This is a genomic window from Nonomuraea sp. NPDC049709 (genome assembly GCF_040674815.1).
Taxonomy (GTDB): domain Bacteria; phylum Actinomycetota; class Actinomycetes; order Streptosporangiales; family Streptosporangiaceae; genus Nonomuraea.
The window spans coordinates 26381-50608 of sequence record NZ_JBFANM010000028.1; the positions used below are offsets into that span (position 1 = coordinate 26381).

At 71.8% G+C, this 24228-nt stretch carries 22 protein-coding genes; 8 read left to right on the forward strand and 14 right to left on the reverse strand.

What is annotated here, in order from left to right; genetic code table 11:
• Positions 1-99 precede the first annotated feature (99 nt).
• The 12 genes from AB0J69_RS27275 to AB0J69_RS27330 form a co-directional block, all read right to left on the reverse strand.
• Positions 100-327, reverse strand: a complete 228-nt coding sequence (locus AB0J69_RS27275) for a hypothetical protein (protein ID WP_364122685.1) — start codon at positions 325-327, stop codon at positions 100-102.
• Between the two features lie 49 nt (positions 328-376).
• On the reverse strand, positions 377-2296 hold the full coding sequence (locus tag AB0J69_RS27280; protein ID WP_364122687.1) for a molybdopterin biosynthesis protein: 1920 nt from the start codon (positions 2294-2296) through the stop codon (positions 377-379).
• Positions 2293-3513, reverse strand: a complete 1221-nt coding sequence (glp, locus tag AB0J69_RS27285) for a gephyrin-like molybdotransferase Glp (RefSeq protein ID WP_364122689.1) — start codon at positions 3511-3513, stop codon at positions 2293-2295. Before glp ends, AB0J69_RS27280 begins: the two co-directional genes overlap by 4 nt.
• Positions 3510-5255 (reverse strand): NAD(P)H-dependent oxidoreductase subunit E, encoded by a 1746-nt coding sequence (locus AB0J69_RS27290; RefSeq protein WP_364122691.1) that lies wholly within the window; start codon positions 5253-5255, stop codon positions 3510-3512. Before AB0J69_RS27290 ends, glp begins: the two co-directional genes overlap by 4 nt.
• On the reverse strand, positions 5252-8230 hold the full coding sequence (gene fdhF / locus AB0J69_RS27295; protein WP_364122693.1) for a formate dehydrogenase subunit alpha: 2979 nt from the start codon (positions 8228-8230) through the stop codon (positions 5252-5254). The genes AB0J69_RS27290 and fdhF overlap by 4 nt, the downstream gene beginning before the upstream one ends.
• Positions 8231-8338: 108 nt before the next feature.
• A complete protein-coding gene (locus tag AB0J69_RS27300; RefSeq protein ID WP_364122695.1) occupies positions 8339-10141 on the reverse strand; it encodes an aldehyde ferredoxin oxidoreductase C-terminal domain-containing protein in 1803 nt (600 codons plus the stop codon).
• A gap of 62 nt (positions 10142-10203) precedes the next feature.
• Entirely contained in the window at positions 10204-11049 is an 846-nt protein-coding gene (locus tag AB0J69_RS27305; RefSeq protein ID WP_364122697.1) for an NTP transferase domain-containing protein, read from the reverse strand.
• A 46-nt stretch (positions 11050-11095) separates the two neighbouring features.
• Entirely contained in the window at positions 11096-11239 is a 144-nt protein-coding gene (locus tag AB0J69_RS27310; protein WP_364122699.1) for a hypothetical protein, read from the reverse strand.
• Positions 11236-11811, reverse strand: coding sequence for a TetR/AcrR family transcriptional regulator (locus AB0J69_RS27315; RefSeq protein ID WP_364122701.1), 576 nt, complete (start codon positions 11809-11811; stop codon positions 11236-11238). The genes AB0J69_RS27310 and AB0J69_RS27315 overlap by 4 nt, the downstream gene beginning before the upstream one ends.
• 44 nt (positions 11812-11855) lie before the next feature.
• Positions 11856-11984: a hypothetical protein gene (locus AB0J69_RS27320; RefSeq protein ID WP_364122703.1), complete on the reverse strand. Its 129-nt coding sequence runs from the start codon at positions 11982-11984 to the stop codon at positions 11856-11858.
• Positions 11985-12003: 19 nt separating this feature from the next.
• Positions 12004-12831 (reverse strand): class I SAM-dependent methyltransferase, encoded by an 828-nt coding sequence (locus AB0J69_RS27325; RefSeq protein ID WP_364122705.1) that lies wholly within the window; start codon positions 12829-12831, stop codon positions 12004-12006.
• Positions 12832-12982: 151 nt separating this feature from the next.
• Positions 12983-13606 (reverse strand): hypothetical protein, encoded by a 624-nt coding sequence (locus AB0J69_RS27330; RefSeq protein ID WP_364122707.1) that lies wholly within the window; start codon positions 13604-13606, stop codon positions 12983-12985.
• Positions 13607-13857: 251 nt separating this feature from the next.
• On the opposite strand from AB0J69_RS27330, the gene AB0J69_RS27335 reads away from it, so the two are divergent.
• From AB0J69_RS27335 to AB0J69_RS27360, 6 genes are all read left to right on the forward strand, one after another.
• Positions 13858-14397, forward strand: a complete 540-nt coding sequence (locus AB0J69_RS27335; RefSeq protein ID WP_364122709.1) for a MauE/DoxX family redox-associated membrane protein — start codon at positions 13858-13860, stop codon at positions 14395-14397.
• The gene (locus AB0J69_RS27340) at positions 14394-16226 is read left to right on the forward strand and encodes an ABC transporter ATP-binding protein (RefSeq protein WP_364122710.1); all 1833 of its coding nucleotides are present in this window, start codon (positions 14394-14396) and stop codon (positions 16224-16226) included. Before AB0J69_RS27335 ends, AB0J69_RS27340 begins: the two co-directional genes overlap by 4 nt.
• Before the next feature lie 228 nt (positions 16227-16454).
• On the forward strand, positions 16455-17363 hold the full coding sequence (locus AB0J69_RS27345) for a CAP domain-containing protein (RefSeq protein ID WP_364122712.1): 909 nt from the start codon (positions 16455-16457) through the stop codon (positions 17361-17363).
• A gap of 170 nt (positions 17364-17533) precedes the next feature.
• Positions 17534-17947: a MerR family transcriptional regulator gene (locus tag AB0J69_RS27350; RefSeq protein ID WP_364122714.1), complete on the forward strand. Its 414-nt coding sequence runs from the start codon at positions 17534-17536 to the stop codon at positions 17945-17947.
• A 14-nt stretch (positions 17948-17961) separates the two neighbouring features.
• Entirely contained in the window at positions 17962-18996 is a 1035-nt protein-coding gene (locus AB0J69_RS27355; protein WP_364122716.1) for an aldehyde reductase, read from the forward strand.
• Between the two features lie 214 nt (positions 18997-19210).
• Positions 19211-20638, forward strand: a complete 1428-nt coding sequence (locus AB0J69_RS27360; protein ID WP_364122718.1) for an MFS transporter — start codon at positions 19211-19213, stop codon at positions 20636-20638.
• A gap of 206 nt (positions 20639-20844) precedes the next feature.
• Here the strand turns inward: AB0J69_RS27360 and AB0J69_RS27365 are convergent, their stop codons facing one another.
• A complete protein-coding gene (locus AB0J69_RS27365; RefSeq protein ID WP_364122720.1) occupies positions 20845-21837 on the reverse strand; it encodes an LLM class flavin-dependent oxidoreductase in 993 nt (330 codons plus the stop codon).
• A gap of 339 nt (positions 21838-22176) precedes the next feature.
• On the opposite strand from AB0J69_RS27365, the gene AB0J69_RS27370 reads away from it, so the two are divergent.
• Positions 22177-22374, forward strand: coding sequence for a hypothetical protein (locus tag AB0J69_RS27370; protein WP_364122722.1), 198 nt, complete (start codon positions 22177-22179; stop codon positions 22372-22374).
• A gap of 524 nt (positions 22375-22898) precedes the next feature.
• Here the strand turns inward: AB0J69_RS27370 and AB0J69_RS27375 are convergent.
• Positions 22899-23117 carry a hypothetical protein gene (locus AB0J69_RS27375; protein WP_364122724.1) on the reverse strand — a complete coding sequence of 73 codons (219 nt, stop codon included), beginning with the start codon at positions 23115-23117 and terminating at the stop codon, positions 22899-22901.
• Positions 23118-23323: 206 nt separating this feature from the next.
• On the opposite strand from AB0J69_RS27375, the gene AB0J69_RS27380 reads away from it, so the two are divergent.
• Positions 23324-23839 (forward strand): S26 family signal peptidase, encoded by a 516-nt coding sequence (locus AB0J69_RS27380; protein WP_364122726.1) that lies wholly within the window; start codon positions 23324-23326, stop codon positions 23837-23839.
• The last annotated feature ends 389 nt before the right edge of the window (positions 23840-24228 follow it).

The following is a 24228-nucleotide window of genomic DNA, read 5'->3' on the forward strand; positions in this document are numbered from 1 at the left end:
GGCGGCCAGGACGGCAGAACCCTTGCAGACTTACAGATGTAAGGGTAATGTCGGCGACGTCCTTACAGGTGTAAGGAGAGCTGCGGCCGTCCCGCGCCGTCACATACGGGGAAGTGTCATGAATACCAGCAGGCGAGCGACCGCCATTGCCGGCGCACTGGTCATCGTGGGCATGATCGCCGGTGCGCTGAGCAGGCTGAGGCCGGTGCTTCGGGCGCGGCTCACCTCGGGGTCCTGGGTGAGATGCTGCGGACGGGACGCGACCTGGTCAACCATGTCGCCCTGATGGCTGATCGCACGAGGCTTCGAGACAAGGACCTTGACCACGAGCGCGGCCTGAACCGGTACGGCGGGGGCCTCCGCCGCCGAGCGCGCGTCAGCGGATGCGACGTCCCGTCTCGGCGCAGGAGTACCCGCCCAGCGCCTCCACCTCGGCGCGGAAGTCCGGCAGCTCCAGCAGCGCCCACAGCGGAGCCAGCAGCTCCTCCGACAGCGTGCTTGTCCGCAGCACCAGGTCGTAGGGCTCCTCGGCCACCGGGACGAAGTCGAGCCCGAAGGCACGGGCGGCGGCGAGGATCCCCAGGCCGGCGTCCGCGCGCCCCGCGGCCACCGCCGCGGCCACCGCCAGGTGCGTGTGCTCCTCGCGGGAGTAGCCGGAAACCTCGCTCGCGTCGATGCCGAGGCCCGCCAGCTCGTGGTCCAGCAGCGCCCGGGTGCCGGCGCCGCGCTGCCGGTTCACGTAGCGCAGGTCGGGCCTGGTCAGGTCCTTGAGCCCGGTCAGGCCGAGCGGGTTGCCGGGGGCGACGATCAGCCCTTGCTCGCGGTGGACCAGCCGGACCACGGCGATGTCGGCGTCCGCTCCGAGCAGCCGGTCCACGTAGGGCAGCGTGTACTCGCCGGTGGCCGGGTCCAGCAGATGTGACCCGGCCAGATGGCACAGGCCGTCGCGCAGCGCCACGAGGCCGCCCAGCGACCCGACGTTCGACGACGCCAGGGTGATCAGCGGGTCGGCGGCGCGCAGGGCGGAGGCCGCGAGGTCGAGCACCATGTCGTGCGAGCCGATCGCGACGATGGTCCGGCCGATCTCGGACAGCCCGCGCAGCAGTTCGACCCGGACCCGTTCCCCGGCGTGGTGACCCTCCACGCCGGAGGGCACGACGAGCAGGCCGTCGGCGCGTACGAGCGAGGTGAGCACCCCGGCTCCCCGGGGCAGCGGGGTGGCCACGAGCCGGTCCTGCACCCGCCCAAGCCGCACCCGTACCCAGTCGTCCATGCCGATGGCGGACGGCAGCTTCCTGGCCAGCTGCGCCGTGGCCGACGGGCGTTCCCGCGGGGCCGCGCCCTCCAGCTCGGCGAGCAGCGGAGCCGCGAAGATCTCGAAGGTCAGCGCCGCCGACACCGGATAGCCGGGAACGCCGATCACCGGCGTCTCCGCGACCGCGCCGAGGACGACGGGATGGCCGGGACGCACGGCGACCCCGTGGACCGCGACGACGCCGGCCCCGGCGACCACGCGCGCGGTGTAGTCGTCCCGCCCGGCACTGGAGCCCGCGATGAGCAGGACCAGGTCGGCGTCGCGGGTGGCCTCCAGGAGCACGGCGGTGATGGCTTCGGGGTCGTCGGGGACGATCTCCGTGACCCGCGCCGCGCAGCCCGCCTCCCGAGCCTGCGCCGCCAGCATCATCGAGTTCGTGTCGAGGATGTCACCGGGGGCCAGCTCGACGCCGATCGGGCGGATCTCGTCGCCGGTCGGCACGATCACCACGCGCGGTGCGCGGCGGACGCCGACCTCGACGACTCCCGCCGCGGCGCAGGCCGCGACGTCCACGGGGCGCAGCCGGTGGCCCTCCGGGAGCAGCAGCTCGCCGGCGCTGATGTCCTCCCCGATGGAGCGGACGTGCTGGTAGGGCGGGACGGCCGCCTGGAGCTCGGCCTCGCCCTCCGCGGTGCGGTGCACGTGCTCCCGCATGACCACGGCGTCGTAACCGTCGGGCAGCGGGTCGCCGGTGTCCACGACGGCGAAGTCGCCTGGAGCGAGGAGCACCGGGCTGGTCTCGGCCGCGCCCACGGTGTCGGCGGCGCGTACGGCGATGCCGTCCATCGCCGCGGAGTCGAAGGCGGGCGAGGACCGCAGCGCCCACACCGGTTCGGCCGTCACCCGCCCGACGGCGGCGCCGACCGGCGTCCGGACCAGGTCGACCCGGGCGGGACAGCCGGCCGCGGCGCGCGCCTCGCGCCAGACGGACCGGGCCTGCGCCGCGGGGACGTCGGAGACGAAGGGACTTTCCGCGTTCATCGATACAGGATGACCTCTACCTCGGTGCCCGCGTCCAGCCCGGTGGCTGGTTCGGGCACGATCACATAGCCGTCGGCGCGGGTGAGCACCGACAGCAGCGCCGACGGACCGAAGATCGGCTCGGCCACGCCGTTCCGTACCCCGACCTGGACCACGTCAAGCCGGCCGGCCGCCGATGCCAGGTCGCGCGACAGTCGAGCCCGCGTGCTCGGCTGCGGCGGCGGGGTCTCGCAGCCGGCGATGCGCCACAGCAACGGCACTCCGACCTGCCCGAACACGACCAGCGCGGACAGGGGGTTGCCGGGCAGCCCGATGAGCGGGATCCCGGAGCACTCGGCCAGCAGCGTGGGCTTGCCCGGCTTGATGGCGATCCCGTGACACCAGACCTCGCCGATGGCGGCCACGGCGCCCGCCGTCTCGTCCCTCGCGCCGACCGACGAACCCGCCGACACGACCACCAGGTCGGAATCGGCCAGGACCGCGGTCAGCCGCTCCTTGAGCGCGCCGGGCTCGTCCGGGACGATGCCGGCGATCACCGGCTCGCCGCCCGCGTCGGCGACCAGCCCCGCCAGCGCGGAGGCGGTGGCGTCGCGTACCTGCCCGGATGTGAGCCGCGCGGTGGCGGGCGGCACCACCTCGTCGCCGGTGGAGATGATCGCCACGCGCGGGCGGCGGTGCACGGTGACCGTGGTCACCCCCGCCGCGGCGAGGAAGCCGAGATCCGGGGCGCGCAACGGCCGGCCCCCGGGCGCCAGGACGCCACCCGCCGCGACGTCCTCGTCGGCGCGCACGACGCCGCCGCCCGGTGCGACGGGCCGGGTCACCTCGATCGTGCCCGGCATGGTCTCCGCGGTGTACTCCACCATGACCACCGCGTCGGCGCCGGCCGGAAGCACTCCCCCGGTCGGCATCGCGACGCATCCGCCGGCCCGGACCGCCACGGTCGGCTCGGCGCCCATCCGCACCGCGCCCAGCAGGTCGAGGTAGGACGGGAGCCCGTCGGAGGCGCCGTAGGTGTCCATCGCCCGCACCGCGAAGCCGTCCACGGTGGACCGGGCGAAGCCGGGCAGCGCGGCGGGGGCCGTGACGTCCGCGGCGGGCACCCGGCGCAGCGCCTCGGACAGCGGGACGCGCTCGGCGGGCGTGCGATGCGAGGGCCGGAACCCGGAGCGGACCTCGGCGAGGGTACGGGCGGTGAAGAACTCTCTGCCGCTCACCGGTCCGGCTGCTCCCTCGATCCTTCCGGCCGGGGCTGCGGGCGCGCCGCCGCCCCGCCCTTGTCCAGCCCGAGCACGGACACCACCGGGCCCAGCGCCACCTGCCCGAGCCCGCAGATCGACGTCTTGCGCATGGTCTCCTCCAATTGCAGGATCCGGCCCTTCCGCGCGTCGTCGAGGGTGGCGGATCCGGAGTCCAGCACTTCGCGCAGCAGCTCGTGGGCCTTGGTGGAGCCGACCCGGCAGGGCACGCACTTGCCGCACGACTCGTTACGGAAGAAGCGCAGCACGTTGGTGGAGGCGGCCAGCAGATCGGTGCCCTCGGCGAGCACCACCAGGGCGCCGGAGCCGAGCATGGTCCCGGCCTCGGCGAGCGTTCCGAAGTCCAGCGCCAGGTCCAGCTGGTCGGGGCCGATGAAGTTCGAGGACGCGCCGCCCGGCTGGACGGCTGCGACCCGGGCGCCGCCGAGCACGCCGCCGGCCAGGTCGATCAGCCGGCGCACCGTGGTGCCCATTGGCACGCAGTACACGCCGGGGTTCTCGACGTGCCCGGACACGGCGAAGAACTTCCAGCCGACGCTGTCGCCCTCGCCCTGCTCGGCCCACCATGCGGCGCCGCGTTGCAGGATCACCGGCACGTCGGCGAAGGTCTCCACCGAGTTGATCAGGGTGGGGCGGCCGTGCAGGCCGTAGTTGCCCGGGAACGGCGGCTTGTTGCGCGGCTCGCCGCGGTGGCCCTCCATGCACTCCAGCAGCGCGGTCTCCTCGCCGAGGATGTAGCCGCCGGGCGAGACGAAGATGTCGAGGTCGAGGCGGCGGCCGCTGCCGCAGGCGTTCTCGCCGATCACGCCGGCCTCGCGCAGTGCGGCGATCTCCGCGTGCAGCACGCGCTCCTCGGGGCCGTACTCGTGCCGGATGAAGATCCAGCCTTGCTCGGCCCCGACCACGGCCATGCCGAGCAGGAGCCCCTCGATCACCAGATGCGGCTGATCGGTCAGGATCTGCCGGTCCTTGAACGTGCCCGGCTCGGACTCGTCGGCGTTGCAGATCACGTATTTGACGCCGCCCGGCTCCGCGGAGGCGACCAGGCCCCACTTGCGGCCCGTGGGGAACCCGGCGCCGCCCATGCCGCGCAGCCCGGAGGCCTCCAGCGTGGCCACCACGCTCCCGGCGCTCACCTCGCCGGCCAGCAGCGCGCGCAGGCTCGCGTACCGGGTCGAGACGTCCGAGCCGGCCGGGTACGGGTCGTTCGGCCAAGGATCGGCGCGTCCCGTCACGGTGGCCTCGGCGAGCTCCTCCTCCCGCGCGGCGGCCACGAGCGCGTCGACGTCGGCGACCGGGGCCGGGTGCTCGTTGACGGCCAGCGCGGGGGCGCTGTCGCACCGGCCCAGGCAGGACACCTCGACGAGCTCGATCTCGGCCTCGTCGCCGTAACGCTCGCGCACCTCGGCGATCCGGTCGTCGGCCGAGCGCAGCCAGCACGACAGGTCGTGGCACACGTTGACGGCCACCTTGGCGGGCGGGGTCGTGCGGAAGTGCGGGTAGAACGAGACGAGGCCCTCGATCTCGTACAGCGGCCGCCGCATGGTGCGGCCCAGCTCCTCCAGCTCCTCACGCGGCAGCCAGCCCAGCCGCGCCTGGATGGCGTTGAGCGCCGGGATCAGCGACGGCCCGGGGAACTTGCCGGCTCGCGCCTCGACGCCCGGAAGCCGCCCGCGCACCGACTCGAAACTCAGGGTCATTCAGACACTTCCCCTATTACTGAGGGGCGCATGTCGAGGGCCTCCGTGCCATCGACGCTCAGCGCCTCGATCTGGATCGCGCAGAACTTGAACTCGGGGATCTTGCCGTAGGGGTCGATCTCGTCGATCGTCAGCAGGTTCGCCGCCGCCTCCCGGAAGTGGAACGGGATGAAGCAGTTGCCGAGCTGCTCCCGGTGGGAGATGCGGACCTGCAGCTCGATGGAGCCGCGCCGGGAGCGCACGCGGGCCATCTGGCCGTGCGTCAGCCCGCGGTCGGCGGCGTCCTTGGGATGCATGTACACCTCGGCGATCGGCGAGATCGTGTCCAGCGCGTACGAGCGCCGCGTCATGGACCCGGTGTGCCAGTGTTCGAGCAGCCGGCCGGTGTTGAGCACCAGCGGGTATTCGGCGTCCGGCAACTCCTTGGCCGGCAGCCACTGCGCCGGGACGAGGTGGGCGAGGCCGTCGTCGGTGTTGAACCGCTCGTCGAACAGGACCACGGTCCCGTCGGAGTGCTCGGGGTCGGCGTTGGGGTAGAGCTTTCCGGTCAGCCCCAGGTTGTCGTATCGCAGGTTCGCGTACGACGGCATGAGCGCGACCATCTCGTCGAACACCTCGCTGGGCGAGGAGTAGGACCAGTCCAGCCCGATCCGCTGGGCGATGTCCTGGATGATCTCCCAGTCCACCCGGGCCTGGCCCGGCGGGTCCATCACCTTGCGGCCCAGCTGCACGCGCCGGTCGGTGTTGGTGTAGCTGCCGTCCTTCTCCAGGTAGGACGACGCCGGCAGGATCACGTCGGCGAACTCCGCGGTCTCGGTCAGGAAGATGTCCTGCACCACCAGGAAGTCGAGCTGGGACAGCGCCTTGCGCACCTTGTTGATGTTGGGGTCGGACAGGAACGGGTTCTCGCCGAGCATGTACATGCCGCGCACGCCGCCCGGCTTCAACACCGATCCGATGATCTCGGTGACGGTGAGACCTCGGTTGGGGTCGAGATCGACGCCCCATGCCTCCTCGAACCGCCGGCGGGTGCCGTCCAGGTCGACGCCCTGGTAGTCGGGGAAGAACATGGGGATCAGCCCCGCGTCGGAGGCGCCCTGCACGTTGTTCTGCCCGCGCAGGGGGTGCAGCCCCGTCCCCGGCCTGCCCACGTTGCCGGTGATCGAGCAGAGCGCGATCAGGCAGCGGGCGTTGTCGGTGCCGGTGGTGTGCTGGGAGATGCCCATCCCCCAGTAGATGACCCCGGCCTTGGCCTCGCCCCAGACCCGCGCGACCGTGCGGATGAGGTCCGCGTCGACGCCGGTGATCTGCGCGGCGCGCTCCGGCGGGTATTCGTTGACCGTGCGCACCAGCTCCTCGAAGCCGGAGACGCGGGCCTTGACGAACTCCATGTCGATCAGGCCGAGCCGGATCACCTCGTGCATGACCGCGTTGTAGAACGCCACGTCGGTGCCGGGCTTGACCTGGCAGTAGTAGTCGGCGTGCTCGGCCACGGTGCTGGCGCGCGGGTCGACATAGATGATCTTCGTGCCGCGCCGGCGGGCCTGCTTGAAGAAGGAGCTGGCGACGGGGTGGTTCGCCGTCGGGTTCGATCCGGTGATGATGACGACCTCAGCGTTGGCGACGTCGCCGTACGTGGTCGAGACCGCGCCGGAGCCGACGCCCTCGAACAGCGCGGCCACCGACGAGGCGTGGCACAGCCGGGTGCAGTGATCGACGTTGTTGGTGCCGAACCCGGCCCGGATCAGCTTCTGGAAGAGGTAGGCCTCCTCGTTGGAGCACTTTGCCGAGCCGAACCCCGCGATGGCGCCGGCGCCCAGCTCCGCGTGGATCTCCTTCAGCCGCCGGGCGACGAGGTCGAGAGCCTCCTCCCAGGTGGCCTCGCGGAAGTGCGGCAGCACCTCGTCGTAGTCGACCAGGCCGCCGGGCTTGCGCCGGCCGTCCTTGCCGTTCTTGCTCAGCCGGCCACCGCGTCCCCCGCCGCTGCGGTCGCCTCCGCCGCCCGCCCGCCCGCGGTCGTTGTGGGCGTCACCGCGCACGTCCGCCGACAGCGGGCCCTTGGGATAGGCCGAATCCATCCGGATCAGGGGCATGGTCAGGCGCTGCGGCGACGCCGCGTAGTCCCAGCCGTACCGGCCCTTGACGCACAGCCGGCTCTTCGAGCCCGGCTGGTCGCGGCCCTCCGCGAAGGAGATCGCGCCGCGCGACCGGTCGACGTAGTAGGTGAGGGCACAGCCGACGCCGCAGTACGGGCACACGGTGTCGACCGCGTCCAGCTCCTCGCGCGGCCGGATGGGGATGTTGTTGATCGCCTTGTTGGTCAGGGCGCCGGTGGGGCAGGCCTGCACGCACTCGCCGCAGGTCACGCACGAGCTGGCGCCCATCGGATCGTTGAGGTCGAAGGCGATCCTGGTCGAGTAGCCCTTGCCCGAGCGGCCGATGACGTCGTTGCCCTGGATGTCGTCGCACGCGCGGACGCAGCGGTCGCACAGGATGCACGCGTCGTGGTCGACCGCGATCACCGGGTTGGAGGTGTCCAGCCCCCGGCCCGAGCCGCACGGCAGGTCGGTCGTCTCCTTGGCCACGTCGAACCGGTCGGCGAGGTCGAGGAGCAGGTTGTCGCCGGTGGTCGTCTGTTTCGGGTCCTCCGCGCGCGGCGGCTGGTCGGAGAGCAGCAACTCGGTCAGGGTGGCGCGGTTGCGCTCCAGCTCGGGGGTGCTGGTCTTGACCTGCATGCCGTCCTCGCAGGGGCGTACGCACGCGGCGGCGAAGGCCCGCCCGCCCGTGTCCACGACGCACATGCGGCACACCCCGACGGGGTCATAACGCTCGTTGTGGCACAACACCGGGATGTCGATGTCCAGCAGCTTCGCGGCATCGTAAATACTCGCGCCCTCCGGCACGGTCACAACACGGCCATCGATCTCGACTGTCACGGTCCGTACGGCGGTCGCCGGTTCCTCGAGCGTCGTCATGTCTACCTCAAGCTGGTATACGGAATACGGCATACGCTATGCCGGTAATTTACCCCTGCGGGCACCCGATCTTCTACCCCCCTCGCCCGTTCCGTGACACACGATCTTCTACTCGTCCAGCAGGAGATCTGCGAGGTCGGCCGCCATGACGCGCCCCTCCTCGTCCAGACCACGCGCGGCGTAGTATCCGGCCACCATCGACTGCAGGCGGCCCGCGTCCAGTGCCGCCCGACGGCCGGACGGGAGCTCCAGCGGCGTTTCCAGCATCCGCGCCGGCAGCGTGTCGTCGGCCGCGGTGGCCCCCTCGCGCACGTTGAAGGCGCGCTTGGCCCGGACGATCCGCCGGGCGGTCTCCCGCAGCTCGGCGGCGTCCAGCCGCCATCCGGTGACCAGCGCGAGCAGTTTCGCCCACTCCGTGAAGGGGTCGTCGAAGACGCCGCGCAGGAACTTGCACAGGATCATCGAGTCCATGACCGCGGCGCGGTCCTCGGTGTCGACCGCGGCGGCGACATGGGCCGCGCCGCCGGCCAGCCGGTCGAGCTCACCCGACAGGTCGGCCTCGTAGGCACCGGACCGGTTGTGATCGGCTCCCCTGGAGTTCACCGCGAGCCCGAGCGCCATCGCCTGCAGGCTGCGAGGCTCGTAACCGGGCAGCTCCAGCCCCTTGACCTGCGGCGCGAAGTCGATCGAGGACTGCCCGACCACACCGGCGGCCCGGCGTGAGCCCTGCGCGAGCAGCTCCCCCAGGCCCGGCGACCGCTCCCCGATCGCGTCCAGCGCGCGCAGCAGCGCCGCGCCGTCGCCGAACCGCAGCCACGGCTCGTCGAGCAGGCCACGCTCGACACACTCCATGGCCCACGCGATCGTGCCACCCGCCGAGATCGTGTCGATGCCCAGCTCGTCACAGCGCGCGCTGGCGGCGAACACCTCATCGGGGTCGGACACGCCGCACAGCGGGCCGAGCGCGAAGACGTTCTCGTACTCCATCCGCTGGCTGCCGCCGCCCTTGCGCGAGTAGATGTGCTCGCAGCCGATGGAGCACGACGCGCAGCTGTTGCGCGCCACCCCGCGCAGCTCGTGCAACTCCTCGGCGGCCAGCCGGGGCGCGCCCTCGAAGGTCGCCGCGGTGAAGTTGCGCGTGGGCAGGGTGCTGACGGCGTTGAAGGCCAGGAGATTGGCCAGCGTGCCCAGCTCGCGGTATTTCGCGGTGGCCGGGCCGAAACTGCGCCGGCGCAGGTCGCGGGCGGCGGCGAGGACTCCTGCCGGATCCGCCACCGGCACCTTGGCCGCCGCTCTGACCAGCACCGCCTTGATGTTCTTCGCGCCCATCACCGCGCCCAGGCCACCCCGGCCGGCGTGGCGGCCGTCGTGGCTGATGGTCGCGTACCTCACCTGCCGCTCCCCCGCCGGGCCGATGGCCGCGGTCTGCCAATTGCGGCCGAAGCGCGCCCGGGCCTCCGTCTCCGCCTGCGCCGCGGTCAACCCGGCGAGTTCGGGAGCAGGCACGAGCCGCACGCCGTCGCCCTCGATCAGCAGCACCGACAGCTCCTCGGCCCGGCCGCGGATCACGATCGCGTCATGCCCGGTCAGCTTGCCCGCGATGGCGAACCGGCTGGAGGCGAGGGCATCGGTCAGCAGCCCGGTCAACGGCGACTTGGCCACCACCGCGAACTTCGCGCTGGTCGTCAGCGGGGTGCCGACCAGCGAGGAGAAGACGAAGGCCAGCGGCGCCTCCGGAGCCAGCGGATCGACCCCGGCGGGCGCCAGCCGATGCAGCAGCCACGTGCCGAGGCCCACCCCGCCCAGGTAGGCACGCAGCACCCGCTCGTTCAGCTCGTAGGGGGTGCCGCTCGCCTCCCCGGCGGCGACGTCGATCAGCAACGCTCGTCCGAAGAAACCGCCAGTCACCATGTCCCGACTCTACGACGGGACAGGCCGAGCCCCGGACGGGCGACCGGCGGACGCCGCGCTCCTCAACCGCCGGCGTCCGCGGACAGAAAGGTGACGGTGTCCCCGGCCACGAGGGGCAGCGACCCGTCCCGGGTGACCTGATCGCCGTTGAGCGCGGCCACCACGTGACGGTCCAGGACCAGCCCGGCCGCGGTGGCCGCGGCCCCGAGCGTGGCGGCCCGGACGGCGCGCGGCCGGTGGCCGCCGTTCCTCGCGAGCGCGCCGAAGCTCTCCACCACGACCTCCGGCGGCTGCCGGTCCCGAGCCGCGGCGTAGTCCTCCGGAGAGTTGACGTTCACCACGGACTCCAGCGTCGGGTCGTGCCGCGCGAGCGCGGCGTCGGCCAGCAATTCCGCGTCGCTCAGCTGGACCGCCTCGCAGTGCTTGAAGAGCATGCCCGGCCGCAGGTCACCCGCCGCCAGGAGGTCGGTGACCAGCCCGGCCAGGGCGGTCCGGTATCCCGCGGCCAGCGGCTGCCGGAACCCGCGGGCGACCGGCAACGCGACGTCCGTTCCCGGGACCATGGCGCGCAGGACGCGGCGGACGAAGGCAGGGTGGAGGAACGGCAGGTCGGTGGAGCACACGAACGCCGTCTCAGCCCGATCGGCCACCGCGTCCAGCCCCACGGCCAGCCCCTGCATGGGCCCCAGCCCCTCCACGGGATCCTCGACCACCGCGACCCCCGAGGGCAGCTGCGGGAGCTCCTGCCCAGGCGCGGCCACCACGACGACCGGACCGTCGACGGCCCTGGCGAGCACGGCGGCGGCCCGGTACAGCAACGTCGAACCATGCCATTCCAGCCAGGCCTTCGGCTGCCCCATCCGCGAGGATCGCCCACCCGCAAGCACCACGCCCGCAGCAGTCTGCATGCCCGCATGTTAGGGCACGTCGTGGCCCGAACCGGCTCCGGGGGCGCTACGACGGCGCAGCGTGATCGTCGGCTGCCGGAGCCTGTTCGCGGACGGAGGTGGTGCGTCGCGTGTCGAAGCCGAGCCAGTGCATCCGGCCCGCGTGACGCGCGAGCTCGACCTTGATGCGGCGATCCTCGGTGACCGTCACGTCCGCGGGCCGATGCCGTCCAGTACGGCACCGGCCAGATCATCGACGAACTCGCCGGTCGCTTCCTGGGGGGCGGAGCCGTTGGGGAGGAGCCCGGCGAGGACCATCTCGTGACAGATTCCGACGATCATCGCCGCGGCCGCGTCCACCTTGGCACCCGGGGCAAGTCGCCCCAGGTCGACCTCGGCATGCAGGTATCCGCGAAGCCGATCGCGCCAATCCTCACCGGGCACACCGAGCCCGGCGAACGCGGCGAGCACCTTCGGCTGAGAGATCAGACCGGCGGACGCCGGCAGCACCGCCTTGTGGAACGCGATTCCGTACGCGATGTAGGCTCGCAGGTTCTCCCGGACGCCACCGTGGCCCGGGCTGGGCAACTCGCCCAGATCCCGCTCCACCGCACCGACATGTGCGCGCAGGGCGAGCGCCAGCAGTTCCTCCTTGTCGGCGAAATGGTTGTAGAGCACCCCGTCGGCGACGCCCGCCTCCCGGGCTATGACCCGGACGGCCAGGTCGGCGGTTCCACGTTCGGCGATCAGGCGTTCGGCCGTCGTGATCAGATGCTCCCGCATGCTGAGGTCGGTCCCACGGAGTACCGGTGCTTTTCTCGGTGACACTAGGGCACCGTACCGAGGCCGAGCCCGAAGCCGTAGGCCGCCGGCCCGATGGACGAGGCCGACGCCGCCCCGGAGGGGATCGTCACCAACCCATCACCGCCGGCGTGCGTCCAGGTCAGCAACGTCATCGTCGCGTCACGATCCACTTCACCGGTCGGCGCGCACCAGCCAGGCGGTGCTCCGGAGACGGACGGCGCCGTCGCTTTCGAAGTCCCGGAACGCCGCCTCCAGGACCGTACGGACCGGCGCCGGATCGCCACCGCCGAGGTGGTGCCGGACCGGGCCCCAACCGCTGAAGAACTCGGCCGCGGCCGCGGCGCTCGGCCCCCAGTCCCCGACTCCCTCCACGTGCGTCACCGTGATGTTCCGGAAGCCCGCCCGCGCGAGCACCTCACGGATCCGGTCAGGGTCGGCGAGGGAGAGCGGGCCCGGCCGATCCGGTGCGGACGCCGGCTGCCGGCCGGGCAGGTGCCCGGCGAGCGCCGCCATGATCGTGCCCAGCTCCGTGCCGTCCAGCTCCTTCATCGTCACGAAGGCGAGGCGGCCTCCGGGCCGAAGCGCCCTTGCGACGTTGCCGAAGGCGGCGACCGGCTCGCCGAAGAACATCACGGCGAACCTGCTGACCGCCACATCGAACGAACCCGCCGAGAACGGATAAACCTCGACATCACCGGACTCGAACGTGACATTCCGGATGCCCTCGGCGGCGGCCGTCGATCGAGCCCGTGCCAGCATCGGCTCTGACAGGTCCACTCCCACGGCATGCCGGGCCCTGCGGGCGGCGAGCCTGGCGATCTGCCCGTTTCCGCAGCCGATATCGAGCACCCGATCGCCATCGCCGATCTCCGCCGCGTCCAGCAGAACCCCGTTGAACCCGCTGTTCACCGCGTCGTACCGGTCGTGATGCGCCGCCCAGTGCTCGCCCTCGTACCCGTTCCACGCCTCCGCCTGTGCGGTGTTGACGATTGATCGCATCGCGCTCCAGTCTGTGAACGTACGTTCATGAACATGTGTTCATAGTGGAGCACGAGCAAGGAAGCGTCAACCACCGATCACAGTCATCGGCCACGGGTACGCCCACGCGATCTGGCGGCCCGCCCCGGCGAGCTCCATCGTGGTGGCACGATCACCGCGCCGGGCGGCTTCGGGCCGGTTCCCGAGCACCTGGCGCCCCAGCGGAGGACCAGCCGGACACCGTCTCGGCCGTCGTCGGCAGGTCGGCGGCCCGGTGGGACACCGCCGTCACCCGCCCGCCCTCCACGACGAAGTACGCCGGGTAGACGCTGACGTCGAAGGCCGTCTGGAGCGGCCCCTGGAAAGCCTCGACGATCACCTCGCCGGCCTCTCCGATCCGGTCGGCCAACTCGGCCACGTGCGGATGGGCCGCCACCTCCTCGGCGGAGCCGGCCAGCACGGCGTGACCCGACCAGCCGCGCCCGGCCGCCTCGGCCATGCGCTCGGCCAGCGAGGAAACGTCTTCCTCGCAGGAATGGCAACCGAGCGAGTGGAACGCGACGATGCCGGTCCCGTTCCGCAACGCGGCGGGCGAGAAGGTGGCGCCCCGGGTCGTCGCCGTGGCGGGAAACGCACCGACCGGGGCTCCCGGCCGCAATCCAGGTCTCGGGCCCTCGAGGCCGTCTCTGAGCGTGGCCAATTTGGTGGTGTGCTCACGCAATCTGCGAATAACTCCGAAGGTCAGCAGCAGATCGACGAGCACCAACAGGATGAGCGCTCCGACCAGGAATTCCATCGTTTTTCCTGTTCTCCAGTCGAGAATAGTCCGCCGGTACGCGCCCGGCTCCACACTTGCCACCGATGACGTAGTCGACTTCTTTTCAGCCTGCTCAGGCCACTCGACCACGGTGCCACGCGGCTGTTTCCTCGCGGCTTCACGAGGGCTTCATCGCAGCTTCGACGGGCTTTTCACCGTTGAAATGCCTGTCGGCCGTCGGCAAACTCGGAGAAAGCCACCGACGGACTTGACCGGTCATGAGGATGCGAATGCTTGCCTATTTACTGCTGAGCTGCCGAATCGCCGTGTCCGGCGTGTTCCTGCTGTCGTTCGCCGGCAAAATACGGGGCCGGACGGCCTATCGCGAATTCGTGGCGTCCGTCGAGGCGCTGAACGTGGTGCCGCGGCCGCTGGCCGGAGCCGCCGCGGCCGCCGTGGTCGCCGCGGAGGCGTGCACCGCGCTGCTCGTCGCCTTGCCGCCGCCGGCGTCGTTCGCCGGATTCGTCCTGGCCGTCAGCCTGCTGACCGCCTTCACGGGCGTGATCCTCGTCGCGCTGCGCCGGGGTTCCACGGCCCCGTGCCGCTGCTTCGGCGCTGCGGCGACCCCGCTGGGCCGCCCGCACGTGATCCGTAACCTGACCCTCCTGGTGGTCTCGGCGACCGGCCTGGCCGGGGCCGCCGGGGCCGCCACCGTACGGCTCGCGGGGGAAGGCGTCCTGGCTTCCGTCATCGCCGCCGCGGCGGTGGTGCTGCTCGTGTCGCGCTTCGACGACCTCCTCGCGCTGTTCCGCCCGGAGGGAGCCCGGTGATCCGCGACCTCGGCACGGCCTGGCGGCTGACCTGGCAGGCGGGCCCGCTGCCCGCCATGGGACTGCTGGCCTGCGCGATCGTCGGCGGGCTCATCCCGGCGAGCACGGTGTGGCTGACCAAGCTGCTGCTGGACGGCATCGTCGCGGGCCACCCGGGCGCCCTGCTCCTCGGCTGGTCGGTCGGGCTGGCCGTCGCGGGCACCGCCGCCGCCGCGCTCCCCCAGCTCAGCCAGTATCTCGACAGCCAGCTCGGCCGCAGCGTCGACCGGCTGGTCCAGGACCGCCTCTACACCGCGGTCTGCACCTTCCAAGGACTGTCCAGGTTCGAGGACCCCCGCTTCCGTGACCGGCTCCAGCTCGCCACGCGCGCCGGCGGCGGCCTGCTGGCACCGGCCACCACCGGGCTGTTCACCATGGGCGGGAGCGTCATCACCCTGGTCAGCCTGCTGGCCACGCTGGCCGTCCTGAGCCCGGTCATGGCCGGCATCGTCGCGCTGGCCGCCGTTCCCGCCCTGATGGCCCAGATCTGGCTGCGCAGGCGCTGGGCCGGGGTCATGCTCGACATCACCCCGGCCAACCGCCGGCACCTCTTCTACTGCTCGCTCATCACCGACGTATCGGCCGCCAAGGAGATCAGGCTGCTCGGCCTCGGCGCCTTCTTCAAGCGGCGGCTGCTCGGCGAGCTGGTCAAGGTGCAGGCGGGGGAACGGCTCATGGACCGGCAGAGGCTCAGGATCCAGTTCCTGCTGTCGGTGCTGGGCAGCCTGATCGCCGGCGCCGGGCTGGTCTGGGCCATCCAGAACGCCGCGGCCGGCCGGCTGACCGTCGGCGACGTCTCGGCGTTCGTCGCGGCGGTCGCCGGCGCGCAGCAGGCACTGGTGTCCCTGGTCAACGCGATCGCCAACGCGTACCAGTCGCTGCTGACGTTCGCGCACTACCGCCACGTGACGGGCCTGCCCGACGCGCTGGCAGCCGCCTCTGCCGCCCCGCTCTCACCGGAGCCGCTGCGGCGCGGCATCGAGCTGCGCGATGTCTGGTTCCGCTATCACGAGGGGCACCCCTGGGTCCTGCGGGGCGTCAGCCTGACCATCCCCCACGGGCGCTCCGTGGCGCTGGTCGGGCTGAACGGCGCCGGCAAGAGCACGATCGTGAAGCTGCTGTGCCGCTTCTACGATCCCACCCGGGGCGCCATCCTGTGGGACGGCGTCGACCTCCGCGACCTGGACCCCGCCGAGCTGCGGCAGCGCCTGGGCGTGCTGTTCCAGGACTTCATGTCCTACGAGCTGACCGCCGCCGAGAACATCGGTGTCGGCGACCTCCCCGCCCGGCACGACGCACCCCGGATCGAGCGGGCCGCTCGCGACGCCATGGTGCACGCCGAGGTGGAAGCCCTGCCGCACGGCTACCGGACCATGCTGAGCCGGATCTTCTTCACCGAATCGGGCGAGGACGACCCCGACGCCGGCGTCGTCCTGTCCGGCGGCCAGTGGCAACGGCTGGCCCTGGCCAGGACGCTCATGCGCGGCGACCGCGACCTGCTCATCCTCGACGAGCCGAGCGCCGGCCTGGACGCCGAGGCCGAGCACCGGGTGCACACCCGGCTGCGGCTCCACCGCGCGGGCCGTACCAGCCTGCTCATCTCGCACCGGCTCGGCGCGGTGCGCGAGGCGGACGAGATCGTCGTCCTGGCCGACGGCGGGGTCGCCGAACGGGGGAACCACGCGGAGCTGATGGCCCTGGACGGCCACTACGCCCGGCTCTTCACCATCCAGGCCAGCGGCTACCAAGCCGAGGGCACCCCCGCGGAGGGCGCCGCCGCCCACCGGTGAGCCGCATGCCCTCCCCCGGGAGTGCGCGGCGCCTTCCACGCACTCCCGGGGGAGAGCGCGGCGCCTTCCGCGCAGCGCCATCACGCAGGACGCCGAAGGGCCCTGGACGTCTCCCGGGGCGCTCGGTTGACATTAATCACAGAGCGAAATGTCCGTTTTGCGTGACAAGTCGGTAATGGGGGCGACAGAATGCGGGACCACCAGCCTCTCCCGCCCCTGGAGGAACCCATGCGCAGATCCCTGGGTGTACTCGCCGCCGTCGCCGGCCTCGCCGCCTGCGCTCCGGCCGCCGACCGGCCGCCGGCCGGAGCGGCCGGAGCGGGGCCCGAGGTGACCGCGCCGGCGGACGGCGCGGCGCCGGCACAGACCGGGGAGCCGACCCCCCGGACGACCCCTGAATCGGACGAGTGCCGCGTGAGCGTGATCAGGCCGGGCGTCTCCGCACTCGAGATCCGGACCTCGGCCGCCCGCCGTGGCTGCGTGCACCCGGCGCTGCTGCGCATCCGGGTCAAGCGCGCCGTCCCCGGCACCGATCCGGTCATCAAGAGTGGCGCCACCAGGAAGGGCGGCATCGCCCTGCGACTGCCCTGCGAGCCGGGTACGTACTACGCGGTCGCCACCGACTACCGGGGCGGCACAGCCAAATCCAAGGCCGTACGGCTGACCTGCGCCACCCCTAGCCCCACCCCCACGACACGGGAGACGGAGGCGCCGCCGGCTCCCAAGTCGAAGGCGCCCGTCACGTCCGTCGGCACGACCATGGAGAACGAGGTCGTCCGGCTGACCAACGCCGAGCGGGCCAAGGGCGGCTGCGACCCGCTCAAGCACGACGCGCGGCTGCGCAAGGCCGCGTTCGGGCACTCGGCCGACATGGCGAAGAACGACTACTTCGACCACGACTCCCGGGATGGCCGCGACATGGTCGACCGCATGCGCGCAACCGGCTTCACCGGCTCGGCCTGGGCCGAGAACATCGCCATGGGTCAGCGGTCGGCGGCCGAGGTGGTCCGCGGCTGGATGAACAGCGACGGCCACCGGCAGAACATCATGAACTGCTCGTACACCTTCATCGGGGTGGGCGCGGCCAAGGACGCGCAGGGACAGATCTACTGGACGCAGGACTTCGCCGCCCGCTGACCCCGCGGGCGCCGCGTCGCACCACACCGCCCTACGGGGCATCCCCCTTACCGGGCAGGGCGGACCAGCGGTGAGATCCGCCTCGTTGCCGCGCGCCTTGACTTGAAGCGCTTCAAGTTCCGGAGACTGGACCCATGGCGGCGACGGACAAGATTGACGACACCTCCCGAATGACGATTCAGGAGGTGTCCAGGCTGAGTGGGCTGTCGGAGCCGACCCTGCGGTACTACGAGAAGATCGGGCTGATCAGCGCGGTCGAGCGCGACCGGAGCAGTGGCCACCGGCGTTACGGCCCGGCCGTCGTGGAGACGATCGAGGCGCTCAGCTGCCTGCGGTCGACCGGGATGAGCGTGCAGGACATGCGCGTGTACCTCCGGCATCTGGACACGAGCGACGCGGCCCGGCTGCGCGAGTTGTTCCAGCGCAATGCCGAGCGCCTCGCCGGGGAGATCGAGCGCATGCGGGTGCGGCTGCGTTACCTGGAGCTCAAGGCCGACCTCTGGAGCGCGCGGGAGCGCGGAGACGCCGAGGCCGAGCGCCGCGCCATCACGGACATCATGCCGGTCATCGCTGACCTGCATTGACGAGGGGAAACGACATGACACAGCGATCAACCGCGGACGACGGTCTTGTGCTGGTGACGGGTGGCAGCGGCTACGTGGGCTCGCACGTGATCCGTCGCCTGCTCGCGGACGGGCACCGGGTGCGGACGACCGTCCGCTCGCTCAGCCGGGCGGCCGGCGTGCGGGCCATGGTGGACGAGCCCGGCGACCGGCTGGAGATCGTCAGCGCCGATCTGTCCGCCGACCGTGGCTGGGCCGAGGCCGTGACGGGGTGCACCCACGTGCTGCACGTCGCCTCGCCGTTTCCGGCCGCCCAGCCCGACAACCCTGACGAGGTCATCGTTCCCGCGCGCGACGGCGCGCTGCGCGTCCTGCGGGCGGCACGCGATGCCGGAGTGAAGCGTGTGGTGCTCACCTCGTCGTTCGCCGCCGTGGGCTACAGCCGCAAACCCGGCAACGAGTACGACGAGAACGACTGGACCGATCCCGCCGACGACAACACCCCGTACGTCAGGTCGAAGGCCATCGCCGAACGGGCGGCGTGGGACTTCGTCGACGCGGAAGGCGGCGGCCTGGAACTCGCGGTGATCAACCCCAGCGGGATCTTCGGCCCCTTGCTCGGACCGTACCTGTCCGCCTCGACCGGCCTCATCAAGGCGATGCTGGAGGGCGCCATGCCGATCGTGCCCCCGGTGTACTTCGGCGTGGTGGACGTACGCGACGTCGCCGACATCCACGTGCGGGCCATGAGGCATCCAGCCGCCGCCGGCCAGCGGTTCCTGGCCGGCAGCGGCGAGGCGATCAGCTTCCTCCGGTTGGCCCGGATACTGGCCGAGCATCTGGGCCCGGCCGCGGCCCAGGTGCCAACGCGGGAGTTCACCCCCGACGAGGTACGCGAGGCGGCCCGGTCCAACCCCGCATTGCGGGAGACGGTCAGCCGGCTGGGCCGGATCCCTGTCCTGCGTACCGGCAAGGCCCGCGAGGTGCTCGGGTGGGCGCCCCGCGATCCGGAGACCACGATCGTCGACACGGCGGAAAGCCTCATCCGCCTGAAGCTCGTGACAACCTGAACCGCTCACCGCGGACAACGCGTGGGTGATCGTCCGCTTCGCGTACCCCTGCGGCCGCGTCGGCTTACCCGTGCGCAGGTTTGCCGACGCGGGCCGCGGCGCCGCTGGGCGGAAGGCTCCACCGCGCTTTGAGGCTTTGTCCTTCGTGGTCCAGCACCGTGGTCGGCGGCCGGCGAAAAGTCTCCGGGGCGAGTTCAACGACAGCCTTGAAGCCATGACTGCTTACGACCACGAACAGCTCGCCGTCGAGACACGTGTCCCACCCGCGTGGCGGGAGTTGCTGGGGCGGGATCATCTCGGCGCGGCCATCGTGCTGGCCGGCGGCGTGCTCGTCGGTGCGATCAACATCTACCTCGCCGCGAGCCTGCTGCCGACCGCGGTGGCCGAGCTCGGCGGCGCGAGTTTCTACGCGTGGAACATGACGATCTATCTCGTCGCCATGGTGATCGCGACGATGCTCACCGGCCGGTTCCTGGCCCGGTGGGGGAATGTCGGCGCGTACCTGGCCGGCTTCGCCACGTTCACGGCCGGCTCGCTGGCCTGCGCGCTGAGCCCGGCGATGCCGGTGCTGCTGGCGTCTCGCGGCGCGCATGGGCTCGGCGCGGGGCTGCTGTCCGGGCTGGGGTTCGCCGTGATCCGGTCGGCGCTGCCCGCCCGGCTGTGGACGCGCGGCACCGCGCTGATGTCGGCGATGTACGGCGTGGGCAACGTCGCCGGCCCCGCGGTCGGCGGCCTGTTCGCTCAGCTCGGGTCGTGGCGGCCGGCGTTCGCGGCGATGGCGGCGATCGGCGCCGTGTGCGGCGCGATCGTGCCACGCGTTCTGCCGCGCAGCGAACGCAGCACCGCGCGGGTCCCGATCCCTGCCGGGTCACTGCTGCTGGTCACGGCCGCCGCGGGCGCGGTGAGCGTGGCCGGGGTCGTGACCGGTACGTTCGCCAGAGCGGCGGGCATCGCGGTGGCGCTGCTCCTGGTGGCCGGGTTCGTCGTCCATGAGCGGCGCAACGAGGTACGGGTCTTCCCCCGCATGACCTACCAGCGGGGTTCGTCGCTGAAGTGGGTCTACCTGACGCTGGGGCTGCTGGCCTTCGGCGTCGCCGTCGAGTCGTTCCTGCCGCTGTTCGGCCAGCGGCTGGCCGGGCTGCCACCGCTGGCGGCCGGGTTCTTCGCCGCCGCCATCTCGCTCGGCTGGTCGCTGACCCAGATCGGCAGCGCGTCGGTGACGGGCCGGCGTGCGGTGCGCAGGCTACGCGTGCTCGGCCCCGGGCTGCTGGCGCTCGGCCTCATCGTTCATGGGCTGTTGCAGCGTGAGGACACGCCGGTCTGGCTGGTGATCGTGTGGGTGCCTGTGCTGTTCGCCGCGGGCGCCGGCATCGGACTGGCCTACCCGCACCTGTCGGTGGCCGCGATGTCGAGCACACGGGATCCGGAGGAGGGACACCGGGCGGCGGCGGCGATCGCCACCGTGACCAGCCTGTCGATCGCGTTCGGTACGGCTGTCGCGGGCGTCCTGGTCAACCTGGGCGGCGGATCGATGCTGCACTCGGCACGGTACGTGCTGTTCGGCCTCTCGCTCATCTGCGCCATCGGCGCGCTGACCGCACACGCGGCCAACCGCACGAGCGGATACGAGGCTAGGTCATGACCGAGTTGCCGTCGTTTTCCGACGACCCGGGCGACGGGGTGTCCCTTCGGCCCGGCGCCCGATCTGCGGCGCTTCGGGGGGTTGTCTGAGCGCCTCACTCCACCCGGAGACGTCTGCGCGAGGAAATCAGGAGGACGAGCGGCGCTGCAGCGTACGCGACCCCGTAGTTGAGGTGCCCAGCAGCCCCGAGCCGGCCGCGAGGTCCATCAGCAACCACGCCTCCAGCAAACCGGCATCCGCCAGCGCGTGAAGCAGCGGACGCGGTAGGGACGGTGTCCAGATCCAGGTGAGCCGCGGAGCGAATCGGTGTACGGGTACCGCTCGGCCTCCTCCGGCGAGGGCACCAGGGACGGCACTCCCTGCGTCATCCGCAGCACGCCCAGGCCGACCGGCCGCATGAGCCGCTCCGCCTGCCGCCGCGTCTCGGCCGCCACGACCCACACCGAGACGATCGCGTACGGCTCGGCGAGCGTCGCGGACGGGCGGAACGCGTCGCGGTAGGCCCGCAGGGCGGTCGCGAGGTTGCCGGGTTCGAGGTGGTAGGCGAGAGCGAACGGGAGCCCGCGCCGCCCGGCCAGCCGAGCCCCTCGCTCGCTCGACCCGAGGATCCACACGGGAGGCCGGGAGACCTCTCCGGTTCCCCCTGCCGCACCGGCCTGGATCGGTCCCGGGACGGCGTGCACGCCGGCGAACGGGTCGCCGTCCAGGAAGCCGAGGAGCTCGTCCAGCTGCTGGTCGAACTCCGCCGGGCTGCGCCGCAGCGCCGCCATGGCCGCCGGGCCGGTCCCGGGCGCCCGCCCGATGCCGAGGTCGAACCGGCCCGGATGGAGCGCTTCGAGCGTGCCGAACTGTTCGGCGACGACCAGCGGCGGGTGGTTGGGCAGCATCACCCCGCCCGCGCCGAGCCGGCTGGTCGTGGTGCGGGCCGCGAGGTGCGCCAGCAGCACGGCGGGCGAGGAGCTGCCGATGTCGGGCGTGGAGTGGTGTTCGGCGACCCACATGCGGTGGTAGCCCAGGTGCTCGGCCAAGCCGGCCAGTTCGGTGCTGGTACGGACGGCTTCCACCGCGGTGCTGCCCGCGCTCACCGTCACCAGATCCAGGATGGACAGCGGGACCGGCACACCGCCACGGGCCGCGCCGCGGACGGCGTGCACCTCCGGCCGGGGAGTCGCCGTGCCATCCCACGCAACCGTTTCCATCAGCCGATTTCCTCCTGAGCGAGCCGAACGCCGGACACGCTGCCAGCACCCTGCTTCACTTCGGCCTCACCTCTGCACCTTCGCCGCGACGAGTCGTGGCCGCACGAGGCGGGGCCGGACGTGCCGGCGTCAGTCGCTCCGCTCCCGTGGCTCGGCCGCCTGGTGCGCGTACGCGCGCAGCGTGAGCCTGACCGGCCGTTCCGGGGTGAGGCGGATCTGATGCAGGAGCCTTGCAGATTACCGGGTGATCCCCCGCTGCTCCCGTCGTCCAAGCCGGCTCCGGCAGAGGTGCCGGCGAGAACGGTCCATCGGGAGCAGCCCGAGAATGCGAGGACGATCATGACCGTACAACCGATCGATGACGTGGCGCTGGTGACCGCCGGCCTCGACGAGGACTTCGACCTGGACATCCGCGTCGCCGTCGGAGCCGACGTGGCGCTTCCCGAGGCCGGTTTCAGCTGCTCCTGGTTCACCTGCCAGGCCACCTGTGCCTGCAGCGTGGAGCATTGCCTTCCCAAGACGTGGGCTCAGTGCTGAGGAGCGCATGTTCGCCATCGCCGGCGGAAGGGCGGGATGGGACGGGGGTGGCGACCGGCGCTGGGGACGAGCAGCGCGACCGGCCTGCCGCCTCCGCCTCGCCTCCGTCACCGCGGTCCTGTCCGGAGCTGCCCTCCCCGGCCGTGAGGTCTGACGGACGCCGTCGAGACGTCCGCCTGCTGGAGGCCGTACTTTTCTGCTGACCGCCGTACTGCTCGGGGCGGGCGCCGCGGCGTTGCTCGCCGTGCGAGGGTGCGGCGCGACACGGTGCTGGTGACGGTCGAGAGGGCGCGCCCGGTCAGCCGGTTCCCGCGGCCGCGCGGTTCAGCGGCGGCGCGATCACCTGGGAGGCGTGGCCCCGGGCCATACGGGTCGATGGTCTCGGCGCTACGCGGGACACGGGCGTAGGTCTTCCTGCCGTGCGAACTTCGTAAGGTTCACCATGGCAACCCACGCCCGCTCCCCCTCTACACCGCATCCACGAGGTCAGCCGGCTGCCGCCGTGGCGGACGGATCTGTGACCGTCAGCAGCACTGGAAGCACTGGTACTGCCAGCCGTCGCAGGTGACGAGACCCGACTGCCAGCGACAACAGGTGCGGAGGTACAGGTACGAACCGAACTGGTCCCGGTCGCAGCGTCGTTCCGTCCAGCAATCAGCTGCCTGGGCGACACCGACGCTGGGGACGAGCTGCTCGACCAGCCGATCCCCGGCATTCACAACTAGACGGATGATCTTATCCACGTTCTGCCTCCTCTTCCTGCTGGACAGCTTCGGTGGAAATGTAGGCGGGGGCTGCGTCATACCAGCCTCAAAGTGCTCCACCACGGTCCGGACGACGAACACACCCGCGCTCGCGCGTGAAGCCGGAACGAAGCCGCAGAGACGTTTACTGGAGACGCGCGAGCCACATCCGTCGCGCTCGCCGACGACACGCGGGAGGCCGTGCTTTGCTGCTGACCACGGTGCTGCTGGTGGTGATCGCCGCCGCCGCGTTCTGCGCCCTGCGATGGGTGCGGCGCAACACGGTGCTGGTAACGGTCGCGGGACACAGCATGGAGCCGACTCTCCGCGACGGCGACCGCGTCCTCGTCCGGCGCCGCAAGCTGACTCAGCTCAAACTGGCGGACATCGTAGTGCTCGACCCGCCCGGCACGGTCGTGGAGGCCGGCGCCGTACAGCGCTCACCCTCGGCCGGGCTCCAGGTCAAGCGGCTCGTGGGCCTGCCAGGTCAGCCGGTGCCTCCCCAGATGCGCGCGGCCGTGAAGTCGGACCGGGTGCCTGCGGAGACGGTGCTGGTGCTCAGCGACAACCTTCGTCAGGGCCTCGACTCGCGCGTGTGGGGTCCGTATCCGGCAGGCGGCGTGGTCGGCGTGGTTCTGTTCGGTCCATGGCTCGATTCTGGGATCGCCATTCGGCGTACCCGGGGATCGCGGCTCGGGTCGTCGCCGAGCTCGCCGTCGTGATCGACGTGACGACGCTCAGCCGCAAGTGGCGCCCCTGCGGGCGACGCAGGTCACGAGTTCGCGGGGCAGCTGCTCGACAAGGTGCGTGCCTGGCCGAAGGCGAACGGTGGCGTGCTGCCGGTCGGCGACTTCCGCAGCGGGAAGACCCCTTCGAGCAGTGGGCGGCGTCGCCCTACGCGTTCAGGAGCTCGTACCCACTGCCGGGCGCCGCCTGTTCGGCGGGCTCTTCTCGCGTGAACGGAGCCCGCTTCCGCCGCGGTCGAAGCCTGGTGCCGAGCATGGGCCCGGGTGCGGACGGTTCGCCGCCAGGATCGGCCGGTGCCGGCCGCGGCAGGGTGGGGCCGGGCTCCCGTGCTTCCGGCGGCTCCTCCAAGGTGATGAGCCGGACG